The organism is Bradyrhizobium sp. sBnM-33 (assembly GCF_032917945.1).
Classification (GTDB): Bacteria; Pseudomonadota; Alphaproteobacteria; order Rhizobiales; family Xanthobacteraceae; genus Bradyrhizobium.
The window spans coordinates 5,022,565-5,035,351 of record NZ_CP136624.1; the positions used below are offsets into that span (position 1 = coordinate 5,022,565).

A 12,787-nucleotide genomic window follows, 5' to 3' on the forward strand; every position below is an offset into this window, starting at 1 on the left:
CCTCGGCGATGCGAAGCATCGTCCGGTGCAATCCGGGTGAGGGGCTGCATCCACGAGTTCAGTTCGTGGATGCAGCCCCTCACCCCAACCCTCTCCCCGCGAAGAGCGGGGCGAGGGAGCAGCGCAGCAGCATCCTTCAACTCTGTCAGTTTTCCGCCATAGTCCATCCGCGTGCAGAATCCGCGACGGGATCCCGTACAATTTTCAAAAAAGTTTTTTCGTAACGATTTGGTCACCGTTAAAGGCCGTAAAGGGTTCCACCACACATCTTACGCGAGCGTTTCGATTTCAGACGCACCTGTTTCCGAATGCGACAGGGCTTGCAGACGAAGCGTGAACAGGGCGCTCGCAGCGTCAATGAAATGTTGCAAAAAGCCTTGATCCATGGGGCTTAATCCACAATTCACTCTGTTAAATTCATGATCTCTTTATTGTCTTATTTAAGCGGATCTTCAAACCGCCCCCTTAAGTTGAAGCTATCAGGCGGGACAGAAGTTTCGTCGAAATAAGTCGAAAAACGACGACAGGGGAAGTGTCATGATCAAAGCCGTTGCAACGGCGGTGGAAACCGCTGAACGCTCTGCCGGTCAAACTCCGGTGCAGCCGCTCTATCTGGAAGCGTTGACTTTGGTGGAGCGGCTGCACCGTCGGCTGCTCGACGTCATCAAGGACGAATTCGATCGCCGCGGCCGCGCCGACATCAATTCGGTGCAGGCTCTGCTGCTCTATAACATCGGCGACAAGGAACTGACCGCGGGCGAGCTGCGCACGCGCGGTTACTATCTCGGCTCCAACGTCTCCTATAACCTGAAGAAGCTCGTCGAGCTCGGCTTCCTCGATCATCAGCGCTCGCGCGTCGATCGTCGCTCGGTCCGCATTCGCCTCACCGCGCAGGGCCAGGAGATCCGCAAGATCGTCGATGCGCTTTACCAGAAGCACGTCAAGACCGTGGAGCAGGTCGGTGGCATCTCGAACGAGGAGTTCGCGACGCTGAACAAGTCGCTGCACCGGCTCGAGCGGTTCTGGACCGACCAGATCCTGTATCGGCTCTGAGAATTCGTAAGCGTTTTCGCGCGAAGCATGTCTTCGGACTTCGGTCCCGGGGTGGAGACGTTCTCGCCGCGAAAACGCGTCAGAACACATGAGTCTCATCTGCCTTACGGCCAAGCCGGCCACCTAGAAGACCGGCAGCCAACAAGCGGACAAATGAACTGGCAAGGCAGTAAGGCCCTGCTCAAAGCGCATCGGCGCCGGTCTTCCGGTTCCGGTGCGTTTTGTTTCTGAAGGGAAATCCTCCGTTTTCCGCCAACCGACGCTATTTCCGACAGAAATTGCGATTTCTGGCGTTGGAACCATCTTCGCACCTGCGAATTATCGCCCCGGCCACGAAACAGGTGAGGGCATGCTGGTCGAGCGCGGAATTCAGGTCCTGAATTTTGAGGTGGTGGGCGATGCCTACGCAATCGCCTCAAACTACCTTCGCAAGAGCGGCGCCATTGCCGACACCCTCGTCACCGATGAGCGGTTGTTTGAAATCATCCTGAAGCTGTTCCAGCAGGGCGAATTCAACAGGCTCAGGCTCGCCAATAAGGCGATCGCCAGATTCGAAGCAGGCGTATTGGCCTGACGATCACCCGCATCACGCAACTCAGGAGAAATCCATGGAAGCCGCGATCGAACGGATCATGCAGACCTATGACCTGCTTCTGAACTGCAGCGCGGCTGCCAGCGACGAGGCGCGGGCCAAGGTAACGGCCTATCTCACCACGCTCGTTGAGGCGGGTGAGAAGGATCCGCATCGGCTAACGGTGTGCGGGCTCACCTACCTACGCCAGCTCGATGGCAGCAACGATCCGGTGAAGGCGGGGTATACGGGATTGTAACGAAAGGACGCCTTGCTGCCGCGGCTTGACACGAGCGCAGACCAGCGCCGCCGAAGGAAGTCTTGCTGCCTCGCGCGCGCCGTCATAGATTTGCTGCTCCAATCGACGGAGGCTCGCCATGACCTCACTCACGCGTCGTTTGTTTCTGTCGCTGGCAGCCAGCCTTGTGCCGGCTTCCGCCATCGCTCATCACGGCTGGGGCGGCTACGACACCTCAAAATCGTTCACCGTCACCGGCAAGATCCTGAAATCGACCTTCGAGAATCCGCATTGCGAGATCGAGATGGTGGTCGACGGCAAGCATTGGCACTTCATCCTGGCGCCGCCGTCGCGCATGCTGGCGCGCGGCGCGACGCGTGAGCTGATCGCAGCCGGCAAGACCTGCACCGTGTTCGGCTATCCGCACACCAGCAAGCCGGACGAGGCGCGGATCGAATACATCGTGCTCGACGGCAAGCGCATCGAATTGCGGTAAGCCGCAAGTGGAACACCAGCCGGCCGCATCGATATTCCTGGGCTTACAGGAAAGCGCGCTGGGCCATGCGATGCGCTCTTCGCCTGCGCTCTATCCCGCGGTCGAGATTCTGCACATTATCGGCTTCGTCATCCTGGTCGGATCGATCCTGGCGCTCGATTTGAGGCTGCTGGGGCTCGGGCGCACGATTGCCATTCAACCGATGGCGCAATTGCTGTTGCCGGTGTCGTGTGCAGGCTTTGTGCTCGCGATCAGCATGGGCTTTCTGCTGTTCAGCGCCGATGCTTCGCATGTCGTGAAAAATCCCGCGTTCCAGGCCAAGCTGCTTTTGATCGGTGCGGCGCTGATCAACGTCGTGATCGCGCATGCCATCCCATGGCGCCACGTTGGGCAGTGGGGGGACAAGGCGTCCGGCGCAGCCAAGGTGACTGCACTGCTATCGATCCTGCTGTGGCTCGGCGTCATCTGCGCGGGGCGCCTGATTGCGTATTTCTAGCAAGGCTGCTTTGCCATGTCCTGCATTCGTTTCGCCATCTTCGCGTTCTTCCTCGGTTTGTTCGGTTCGGCGGAGATCGCCACCGCCGACGAAGCCGCCAACGCCTGGAAGGCGCTGCGCGCGGGCGGGCATGTCGCGCTGATGCGGCATGCCGATGCGCCGGGCGGCTTCGGCGATCCGCCCGGTTTCCGCGTTGAAGATTGTGCCACCCAGCGCAACCTGAGCGCCAAGGGGAGGGCGGACGCCGACAAGATCGGCGCGCGGCTGAAGCGGGAAGGGGTTGCGTTTGAAACGATCCTGAGTTCGCCGTGGTGCCGATGCGTTGACACCGCCAAATTGCTGGACCTCGGGACTGTCGAGACCGAGGCGACATTCGGCAATGTCGTGGTGCTGCGCGATCAACGAGAGGCGCTAACGGCAGGCGCCCGCGCGCGCATCGCCAAATGGACGTCGCGCGGAAATCTCCTCATCGTGACGCACGGCGCGAACATTTCGGCGCTCACCGGCGTCTCGCCGGCCAGCGGCGAGATCGTCGTCGTCAAAGGCGGCAGCGATCGCATTGAGCCTGCCGGCCGCCTGCTCCTCGATTGAGACCGGTTCGAATTAGCGCGCCTCCGCCCGCGCGTCTTTTGCGCGATAGCGGTTCCAGTTGGCGATCACGCCTTCGTATCGCACCGGTTTGGTCGCCGTTGTCGTGCGTGCATTTTCGCCGATGTCTCATTGGCGGCATTTGGGAAAGTCACGATGAATTCCAGAAGACCCGCGAGCATCGTACCGTAGATCAGGAAGGCCGTTATCAGCCAGCGTCGCGAATTGGCCTGACGCTTTTTCGGTGGGAGTGAACTTTCCATGTCGGGAAATCCATCTGTCAGCCCCGCATGGGTTATAAGCTCGGTTGCAACCTTGGCATGTGATCTGGTTCATGCCGCGGCCGGCAAAGGTCTCGCGCTGCTCGGCAGGCAAATCAGCTAGATGTTGTGTCCAGCCACTCGCGCAAAAATTCTCCGCTTTCACCGGGAAGCAAATCAGTCACATATACCGTGCGTCTCACCCAATTGAGGGGCGGCTCGCGATCGTCACGAACGTGCGGTGAGATGCGATGGACGCGGAATGCGCAAGACGTAGGCGCAGGAAGCATACGGCGAAGTCGTGTGGTTCTGGCGCCGCGGTGCTGGCGTTAAGTCCAGGAGAAGCGAAGCTTCTCGGGGGCGACGGTGGCAAGAAAGCCGTTCACCGGGAAGAGCACGAAGTAAGCCGTAAAGCCATTGCGCAGGGAAGGCCGGGATGCTCCCGCTGTACCTGTATGCTCGTGTGCACTTTTGTTTGCGCAAATCGCACACGAGACCGCGGGTGCAGCAAGCACCCGGTCTTCCCTGCGCCCTCTGATTGGAGAGGGTGGGAAGTTGAGAGCAAACCTCGGGCGAGATGCGTCGCGAGAATGCCACCTCATATTCAGTCGTCATCCCCGCGAAGGCGGGGATCCAGTATTCCAGAGACAGCAGTGATTGAACCGATAAGCCGCGGCGTACTGGATCCCGCCTTCGCGGGGATGACGATCTTGTGCTGCTTCGCTATCTCCACGTCATGTATGGACGGCCCCCTCTCGGCAAGGGCTTTTTGGTGCTTCGGCAATGGATCGGGGAGCGGTCATGTATACGGCCTCGAGAAGCGGCCATTGACCGCGGGCCCTGATGGAGATCGCGGATCGAATTCCAATCATTGCGGCGCGCTGTGACGCGCGATGACGTGTCGGAGTGTTTCGATCCTGGTTTCCTGACCATTTGCCATCACACCTTAATTGCCCTTCCGATAGGGATGAGCGCGAGCGCGGCAGCAGCCGGCGCGCTCGCGCGGTCTCGGTAAACTTCTCCTTTGCTCAGCATGGCCCAGAGGATGCGCGCGGCTTTAGCGGCGAACGCCACCATGGCGACCTTGTAAGGCCGCCGCGCCAAAAGATCGCGCAGCCACGGGTCGCTGACGCCGCGCCTCTTTTGCTGCCGCAGATGGGCGCTGGCTCCGCTGATCAGCAGCGCGCGCAACATACGATCTCCCTGTTTGGAGATACGCCCTGAGCGATGCTTGCCGCCAGTACCGTGGTCCTTGCCGGTGAGCCCGATCCAGGCGGCGAAGTCCCGACCGGATCGAAACACCTTCGCATCGGGCACTTTGGCCAACACCGTACTGGCGATGATCGGGCCGACGCCTGGGACTTCCATCAGCCGGCGCGCGTCCCGATCGCATCTGGCAGCCTTCGCGATCTGCCGTTCAAGCACGCGTTCATCGGCATTGAGCGCCTGCCAGTGCTGCGCCAGCATCAACAGAGCACATCGCATCATCTCCGGAATCTCTTCGCTCGGCTCCTCAAGCTTGGCCATCAGCTCACACAGCCCCTGATGTCCTTGCGCGGCCACGATCCCGAGCTCGCTCAGCGCTGCCCGCAAGGCGTTTGCCACCATCGTCCGCTGGCGAACCAGCAAGGCACGTGTGCCATGAACCGCCAGCGTGGCCTGTTGCTCGACGCTCTTCACCGGAACAAAGCGCATCGTCGGCCGGCCCACTGCCTCGCAGACACCTTCCGCATCCCGGCCGTCGTTCTTGTTGCGCTTGACGTAGGGCTTCACATAGGCCGGCGGCATCAGTCGCACCTCATGGCCATAGCGCCTGATCACCCGGGCCCAATGATGTGCGCTCCCGCAAGCCTCCATGCCAACCAGGCACGGTGGCAACCCCGCAAAGAACTTCTCTACGGCAGCCCGCCTGAGCTGCCGCCTCAGCACAACCCTTCCCGATGCATCAATCCCGTGAACCTGAAACACGTTCTTAGCCAGATCCAACCCAATCGTGCTAATCTTCGTCATGGACGGTCCCCTTGTCTGGTTCGACTCAGCATCGCCAGTCTGGCACATCGATGCCGTTCGGGGGCCGTCCACCCCATCATTGCGAGCGCAGCGAAGCAATCCATCTATCCCCACGCGGCGCTATGGATTGCTTCCGCCCTTCGCTAAAGCTGCGGCGGATAAGTCGCTTCGATCGCCATGACACTCTCAAGCAAACCTCTCGCCACGCAATAACAACCAGAGGAAAACCCATGCTCACCGTCCATCATCTCAACGACTCCCGCTCGCAGCGAATTTTGTGGCTGCTGGAGGAGGTCGGCACGCCCTATGAGCTGAAGCGTTATCAGCGCAACGCCGAGACGCGGTTGGCGCCGCCGGAGTTGAAACAGGTTCATCCGCTCGGCAAATCACCCGTCATCACGGACGGCGACATGACCATCGCCGAATCCGGCGCCATCGTCGATTACATCATCCGCCGCTACGGCCAGGGAAAAGACAAACCCGCGATGATGCCGGCGCCGGGCAGTGCGGACTACGAAGCCTACAACGAGTGGCTGCACTATTCCGAAGGCTCCGCGATGTTACCGCTGATGCTCAACCTCTATGTCGGCCGGCTGAAAGAGGCGGGCGCGCCGCTGCATCCGCGCATCGACAGCGAACTGGCGAACCACCTTGGCTATATCGACCGCGCGCTGAACGGGCGGGAGTTCTTCGTCGGGGCGTCGCTGACCGGTGCCGACATCCAGATGAGCTTTGTCGGCGAAATGGCAAAAGTGTTCGACAGGCTCGGGCCATATCGGAATCTGGCGGCCTGGCTGGAACGCATGCATGCCCGGCCGGCGTTCCAGCGCTCGGTCGCCAAGGGCGGGCCGTACCGGTTTGCGTGAGGGGCTATCCGTGTCCCGGGCGCAGCGCAGCATGAGCGGAGCGAATGGTGCGCTGCAGACCCGGGATCCAGCTTTCTCGCGGCAAAGTCGGTCCCGGCTCTGCGGCGCACCGCCAGGGGCGCTGCACCGCGTCCGGGACACGGAGAGGCCTTGGCGCCCCGTTCATCCCCACCATATCTTGCATAAATATCAGCCCTGTACCGCAAGTGCTTGGCCAATTCCGGCCGATGTGGTATCTCGCAGGCGCTTCTTTCGACCGCCACACCAGACCCGTCCGCTTCACCCCTAAGGGCCTGCGGCGGTGGAGATATTTCGCCAATGACCTCATCGCCCTCCAGCGCCAAGACCGCCTCCGCGCCCGACTCGTTCTTCACGGCCACGCTCGCCGAGGCCGACCCGGAAATCGCTGCCGCGATCAAGGGCGAACTCGGCCGTCAGCGGCATGAGATCGAGCTGATCGCCTCGGAAAACATCGTCAGCCGGGCCGTGCTGGAAGCGCAGGGTTCGGTGATGACCAACAAGTACGCGGAAGGTTATCCAGGCGCGCGTTACTATGGCGGTTGCGAATGGGTCGACGTCGCCGAGACGCTGGCGATCGAGCGCGCCAAAAAGCTGTTCGGCGCTGGCTTCGCTAACGTCCAGGCCAATTCCGGCAGCCAGATGAACCAGGCGGTGTTCCTGGCGCTGCTGCAGCCCGGCGACACCTTTATGGGCCTCGACCTCGCTGCCGGTGGCCATCTCACCCATGGCTCGCCCGTCAACATGTCCGGCAAGTGGTTCAAGGCCGCGCACTATACGGTGCGGCGCGAGGACCAACTCATCGACATGGACGAGGTGGCGAAGCAGGCCGAGCAGGTGAAGCCGAAGCTGATCATCGCTGGCGGATCGGCCTATTCGCGCGCCTGGGACTTCAAGCGCTTCCGCGAGATTGCCGACAGCGTCGGCGCCTATCTGCTGGTCGACATGGCGCATTTCGCCGGCCTCGTTGCCGGCGGCGTCCATGCCTCGCCGGTGCCGCACGCCCACGTCACCACCACGACGACGCACAAATCGCTGCGCGGCCCGCGCGGCGGCCTGATCCTCTGCAACGACGAGGCGCTCGCCAAGAAGCTGAATTCGGCGATCTTCCCGGGCCTGCAGGGCGGCCCGCTGATGCATGTCATCGCCGCCAAGGCGGTGGCGTTTGGTGAGGCGCTGCGTCCGGACTTCAAGGTTTACGCGAAGAACGTGGTCGAGAATGCCAAGGCGCTGGCGGAAACGCTGCGCGGCCATGGCCTCGACATCGTCTCCGGCGGCACCGACAACCATCTGATGCTGGTCGACCTCCGGCCCAAAGGCCTGAAGGGCAACGTGTCCGAGAAGGCGCTGGTGCGCGCCGCGATCACCTGCAACAAAAATGGTATCCCGTTCGATCCCGAAAAGCCGTTCGTCACCTCGGGCCTGCGTCTCGGCACGCCGGCGGCGACCACGCGCGGCTTCGGCGTGGCCGAATTCAAGCAGGTTGGCGGCATGATCGCCGAAGTGCTCAACGCGCTGGCGCAATCGGCTGACGGCAAGGCGCCGCTGGTCGAAGCCGCGATCAAGGAACGCGTGAAGGCACTCACCGACCGCTTCCCGATCTATCAGTAAGGTCTCGCTAATCAAAGGTCCCGTTGGATGCGTTGTCCCAGCTGCAACAGTCTCGATACGCAGGTGAAGGATTCGCGTCCGACTGAGGATTCGGCTGTGATCCGGCGGCGGCGGGTGTGCATCGCCTGCAACTTCCGTTTCACCACCTTCGAGCGGGTGCAGTTGCGCGAACTGACCGTGATCAAGCGCAACGGCCGCCGCGTGCCGTTCGACCGCGACAAGCTGGTGCGCTCGCTGCAAATCAGTCTGCGTAAACGCCCGGTCGATCCTGAAAGGGTCGAGAAGATGGTATCGGCGATCGTGCGTGAGCTCGAAAGCGGCGGCGAGGCGGAAGTGTCCTCGGAGGCAATCGGCGAGATCGTGATGGAGCATCTGCGCCAGCTCGACGATGTCGCCTATGTGCGCTTCGCCTCCGTCTACCGCAACTTCCGCGAGGCCAAGGATTTTGAGGCCGTGCTCGGCGAGCTCTCAGGCGAGGACGAAGCGCGGATCGCCACGTTGCGCAAATGATCTTCCGCATTCTGGAAGACCAGTACGGGCAGAAGATTAGGGAGTCCAAAGCGGCGGACCAGCGCTTCATGCAGCTTGCGCTGTCGCTCGGCCGGCGCGGACTGGGGCGGACCTGGCCAAATCCGGCCGTCGGCGCGGTCGTGGTGAAGGACGGCGTCATCGTCGGCAGAGGCTGGACTCAACCGGGCGGGCGGCCTCATGCCGAGCCGGAGGCGCTAAAGCGTGCCGGCGAGGCGGCGCGGGGCGCGACGCTCTACGTCACGCTGGAGCCCTGTTCGCATTTCGGCAAATCGCCGCCTTGCGTCGACGCCGTGATCGCATCGGGCATTGCGCGCGTGGTGTCAGCGATCGAGGATCCGAATCCGGAGGTGGCCGGGCAGGGGCATGCAAAACTCCGCGCGGCCGGGATCGCGGTCGATGTCGGGCTCGGCGCTCAGGAAGCCGCGCGCGATCACGCCGGCCATTTTCGCCGCATCCGCGACAAGCGCCCGCATGTGATCCTGAAACTCGCGGTTTCCGCAGACGACAAGATCGCTGCTGCCGGCCACAAGCCCGTTGCGATTACGGGCGAGGGCGCGAAGACGCGGGTGCATCTGCTGCGTGCGCAATGCGACGCCATCCTGGTCGGGATCGGCACCGTGCTGGCGGACGATCCGCATCTGACCTGCCGCCTGCCGGGCATGGAAGCGCGGTCGCCGGTGCGGGTGGTGCTGGATCGTGCGCTGCGGCTACCCGGCACCAGCAAGCTCGTTCAGTCCGCGCGGCAGACGCCGCTCTGGGTGATGACCTCGGATTTTGCCGAGGCGCCGGCGGCCGTGAAACTCGGCGCGGCCGGCGCGCAGGTGATGCGCGTTGCCGCTACCGCGCAGCCGCCGTGGCTGGATCTATCAGCGGTGCTGCACGCGCTGTCCGACAAGGGCATCACAAGGCTGATGGTGGAGGGCGGATCGCGTGTAGCGTCATCCTTCGTCGCGAGCGGCCTGGTTGATGAAATCTGGCTGCTGCGCGGCCCTGATAAGGTAGGCGCTGACGGCATTCCTGCGCTGGACGCATTGCCGCTGTCGACTCTCACCGGGTCGTCCGCGTTCAAGACACGTGCTAGCGAACCACTCGGTAAAGATATCCTGACTGTTTACGAGCCCGCCTAATGTTCACCGGAATTGTCACCGACATCGGCGAAATTGTCGCCTTGACGCCAACGGCGCAGGGGCAGTTGCACCGCATGCGAATCGCCTGCCGCTACGATCAGACGACCATTGCCGACGGCGCCTCGATTGCCTGCAACGGCGTCTGCCTGACGGTGGTGGCTTCCGGCGTCGAAGGCGGCAAGACCTGGTTCGACGTCGATGCCGCCGCCGAGACGCTCGGCATGACCACGGCAAAGCATTGGACCAAAGGAACCAGACTCAATCTGGAGCGGGCGCTGAAGATCGGCGACGAACTCGGCGGTCATATCGTTGCCGGCCACGCCGACGGCGTCGCCACCATCGTCAGGCGCGACGATCTGCCCGATATGGCCCGGTTTGAACTGCGCACCACGCGCGAGCTGGCCCGCTTCATCGCCGCCAAAGGTTCGGTGACGCTGGATGGCGTGTCGCTGACGGTGAATACGGTCGAGGATGTCACATTTTCGGTGCTGATTATCCCGCACACGCTCAGCGTCACCACGCTTGGTGGCTGGGCAGCAGGCAGCGAGGTCAACATCGAGGTCGATCTGATGGCGCGCTATGCGGCGCGGCTGTCGGAAATGAAGTGACAGGGTGGCATACGGCGCTTAAAACGCCGGCCCAACCCCTCGTGGTGAGGAGGCGCACTTGCGCCGTCTCGAACCATGAGGCCCGGCAGTAACCCATCCTTCGAGACGCGGCCAGGAAGCCGCTCCTCAGGATGAGGACCAGCAAGACGGAAGATAGTTGATGGCAGACGCACGGCGCGCACCGCTGAAGGACCAGACCGACATCACAGGCGCGCGCGCACTGATCGTCGAGGCGCGGTTTTATGATGACATCCAGGACGCGCTGCTGGAAGGTGCCGTCGCCGAGTTGAAAGCCGCCGGCGTGACGCATGACGTCATCACTGTGCCCGGCGCCTTGGAGATTCCGGCCGCGATCGCGATCGCGCTCGATGCCGCCGACCGCAACGGCAAGCCCTATGACGCGGCGATTGCGCTCGGCTGTGTGGTGCGCGGCGACACCATCCATTTCGAGATCGTCTCGATCGAATCCTCCCGCGCCCTGATGGACCTTGCGGTCGCGCGAAAGGTTCCGCTCGGCAACGGCATCATTACCGTCAATACCGAGGCGCAGGCCTGGGCGAGGGCGCGCGCCAGCGAGTTGAACAAGGGCGGCGACGCCGCGCGCGCGGCGCTGGCGATGCTGCGGATCAAACGCCGGCTGGCAAAGGCTTAACGATGGCAGAGAAGAAGTCCGCCAAAGTTCCCGACAAGAAAGCCAACCGCCGTGGCGCGGCGCGGCTCGCCGCCGTGCAGGCGCTGTATCAGATGGACATCGCGGGGGCGGGCATCAACGACATCTTCGCCGAGTTCGAAAGCCACTGGTTCGGCAACGAGGTCGAGGGCGAGAAATACCTGCCGGCGGAAGCTGCGTTCTTCCGCGACGTGGTGTCGGGCGTAGTCCGCGACCAGGCGAGGCTCGATCCTCTGATCGACAACGCGTTGCAGAAGGGCTGGCCGTTGAAGCGGATCGACGCGATCTTGCGCGCGGTGCTGCGCGCCGGCTCCTACGAGCTCGAGCATCGCAAGGACGTGCCGGGCCGGGTGGTCGTATCCGAATATGTCGACGTCGCGCACGCCTTCGTTGAAAAGGACGAGACCGGGATGGTGAACGCCGTGCTCGACCAGATCGCGCGCCAGTTCCGCGCCGACGAGTTCACGCGTGGCTAGCGGCAAACCAGTGTCCGGCGAGGACTGGCTGATCGCGCGCTATTTCCGGCCGCTTGCAACCGACCCCGGCGCCTTCCGTCTCGACGACGACGCTGCGGCGCTGAAGCCGTCCGGCGATGACATCGTGGTGACGACGGATACCATTGTCGAGGGCGTGCATTTCCTGCCCGATGATCCTCCCGATGCGGTCGCACGTAAGGCACTGCGGGTGAACCTCAGCGATCTCGCCGCGAAGGGCGCGACGCCGGCCGGATTCGTGTTGACGTTGGCGTTGCGTAGTGCGGATGAGGCCTGGCTAAAACCGTTCGCCGCGGCGCTGAGCGAGGACATCAGGCAGTTCGCATGTCCGCTGCTCGGCGGCGATACCGTATCGACGCCCGGACCGTTGATGGTCTCGGTGACCGCATTCGGCCGCGTGCCGTCGGGCAAAATGGTCCATCGCAGTGGCGCCAAACCCGGCGAGCGCGTGATGGTGACGGGCACGATCGGCGATGCCGCGCTGGGGCTGGCCATCCTCCGCGGCGGGAAATTGCATGCGGCCGCCGATACAGCCGCGCGGGAGATGCTGGTCGGGCGTTATCGCGTGCCGCAGCCGCGGGTGGCGATGGCCGAGATCGTCCGCGAATACGCCAGTGCTTCAATGGATATATCGGATGGCTTGGCGGGCGATCTGGCAAAGCTCTGCGGCGTGTCGGGCGTATCCGCTGTGGTCGATCTCGAGCAGGTGCCGTTGTCCGGCGCAGCGCGGGGATTGGTGTCGCGTGGCATTGTCGGACTGGAGACATTGATCACCGGTGGCGACGACTACGAAATCCTCTGCACGATTCCGGAAGAGCATGTTGAAGCCTTCGAAGCTTCCGCGCAGCGCGCAAAAGTTGCGCTTAGTTCCATCGGAACGATCATCGCAGGGAGTTCAGTTCCGAAGTTCGTCGACAGAGACGGCAAGGAAATCGTGCTGGAACGGCTATCCTACAGCCATTTTTGAAGCCCTCGCATCATGCCGTCGGCTTTATTTCCTGCCGGCCATTGCAATTTCGCTGAAAACCTATAGGTTGTAGCGCATTCGATTAGCGCCGTGCCTGTTTGAACGCGCTCCTTAAGGGGCTTCTTCCAGAGACATCGTCGAGATTGGATTTTTGAATCTGCGCGATCGCCGCGTGGAATGAAA

Annotated in this window: 15 protein-coding genes; 14 read left to right on the forward strand and 1 reads right to left on the reverse strand. The window is 62.6% G+C overall.

From position 1 onward, the window contains the following. Positions 1–537: 537 nt before the first annotated feature. The 6 genes from ldtR to RX328_RS23415 all read left to right on the forward strand — a co-directional run bounded on the left by ldtR (position 538) and on the right by RX328_RS23415 (position 3,445). Positions 538–1,053, forward strand: coding sequence for a transcriptional regulator LdtR (gene ldtR, locus RX328_RS23390; RefSeq protein ID WP_028345688.1), 516 nt, complete (start codon positions 538–540; stop codon positions 1,051–1,053). A 349-nt stretch (positions 1,054–1,402) separates the two neighbouring features. Next, positions 1,403–1,627 (forward strand): hypothetical protein, encoded by a 225-nt coding sequence (locus RX328_RS23395; RefSeq protein ID WP_213252067.1) that lies wholly within the window; start codon positions 1,403–1,405, stop codon positions 1,625–1,627. Positions 1,628–1,661: 34 nt separating this feature from the next. Continuing rightward, positions 1,662–1,883 carry a hypothetical protein gene (locus RX328_RS23400; protein WP_065729053.1) on the forward strand — a complete coding sequence of 74 codons (222 nt, stop codon included), beginning with the start codon at positions 1,662–1,664 and terminating at the stop codon, positions 1,881–1,883. 118 nt (positions 1,884–2,001) lie between these two features. Then, positions 2,002–2,358 carry a DUF6152 family protein gene (locus RX328_RS23405; protein ID WP_213251965.1) on the forward strand — a complete coding sequence of 119 codons (357 nt, stop codon included), beginning with the start codon at positions 2,002–2,004 and terminating at the stop codon, positions 2,356–2,358. A gap of 7 nt (positions 2,359–2,365) precedes the next feature. Further along, positions 2,366–2,854 (forward strand): hypothetical protein, encoded by a 489-nt coding sequence (locus tag RX328_RS23410; protein WP_213251964.1) that lies wholly within the window; start codon positions 2,366–2,368, stop codon positions 2,852–2,854. 15 nt (positions 2,855–2,869) lie between these two features. Then, positions 2,870–3,445 (forward strand): histidine phosphatase family protein, encoded by a 576-nt coding sequence (locus RX328_RS23415; protein ID WP_213251963.1) that lies wholly within the window; start codon positions 2,870–2,872, stop codon positions 3,443–3,445. Between the two features lie 1,196 nt (positions 3,446–4,641). On the opposite strand, the gene RX328_RS23420 is transcribed toward RX328_RS23415, so the two are convergent. Next, on the reverse strand, positions 4,642–5,712 hold the full coding sequence (locus RX328_RS23420) for an IS110 family transposase (protein WP_317258494.1): 1,071 nt from the start codon (positions 5,710–5,712) through the stop codon (positions 4,642–4,644). Positions 5,713–5,942: 230 nt separating this feature from the next. On the opposite strand from RX328_RS23420, the gene RX328_RS23425 reads away from it, so the two are divergent. The 8 genes from RX328_RS23425 (at position 5,943) to thiL (ending at position 12,604) form a co-directional block, all read left to right on the forward strand. Then, a complete protein-coding gene (locus RX328_RS23425; RefSeq protein WP_213255547.1) occupies positions 5,943–6,578 on the forward strand; it encodes a glutathione S-transferase family protein in 636 nt (211 codons plus the stop codon). 318 nt (positions 6,579–6,896) lie between these two features. After that, a complete protein-coding gene (gene glyA / locus RX328_RS23430; protein ID WP_213255545.1) occupies positions 6,897–8,207 on the forward strand; it encodes a serine hydroxymethyltransferase in 1,311 nt (436 codons plus the stop codon). A gap of 27 nt (positions 8,208–8,234) precedes the next feature. Further along, positions 8,235–8,717 (forward strand): transcriptional regulator NrdR, encoded by a 483-nt coding sequence (gene nrdR, locus RX328_RS23435; RefSeq protein WP_171581976.1) that lies wholly within the window; start codon positions 8,235–8,237, stop codon positions 8,715–8,717. After that, positions 8,714–9,865 (forward strand): bifunctional diaminohydroxyphosphoribosylaminopyrimidine deaminase/5-amino-6-(5-phosphoribosylamino)uracil reductase RibD, encoded by a 1,152-nt coding sequence (ribD, locus tag RX328_RS23440; RefSeq protein ID WP_213255543.1) that lies wholly within the window; start codon positions 8,714–8,716, stop codon positions 9,863–9,865. The genes nrdR and ribD overlap by 4 nt, the downstream gene beginning before the upstream one ends. Further along, a complete protein-coding gene (locus tag RX328_RS23445) occupies positions 9,865–10,473 on the forward strand; it encodes a riboflavin synthase (RefSeq protein ID WP_213255541.1) in 609 nt (202 codons plus the stop codon). The genes ribD and RX328_RS23445 overlap by 1 nt, the downstream gene beginning before the upstream one ends. Before the next feature lie 160 nt (positions 10,474–10,633). Beyond that, the gene (gene ribH / locus RX328_RS23450; protein ID WP_213255539.1) at positions 10,634–11,125 is read left to right on the forward strand and encodes a 6,7-dimethyl-8-ribityllumazine synthase; all 492 of its coding nucleotides are present in this window, start codon (positions 10,634–10,636) and stop codon (positions 11,123–11,125) included. A gap of 2 nt (positions 11,126–11,127) precedes the next feature. Continuing rightward, positions 11,128–11,619 carry a transcription antitermination factor NusB gene (nusB, locus tag RX328_RS23455; protein ID WP_213255537.1) on the forward strand — a complete coding sequence of 164 codons (492 nt, stop codon included), beginning with the start codon at positions 11,128–11,130 and terminating at the stop codon, positions 11,617–11,619. Beyond that, positions 11,612–12,604, forward strand: coding sequence for a thiamine-phosphate kinase (gene thiL, locus RX328_RS23460; protein ID WP_213255535.1), 993 nt, complete (start codon positions 11,612–11,614; stop codon positions 12,602–12,604). The genes nusB and thiL overlap by 8 nt, the downstream gene beginning before the upstream one ends. Positions 12,605–12,787: the final 183 nt, after the last annotated feature.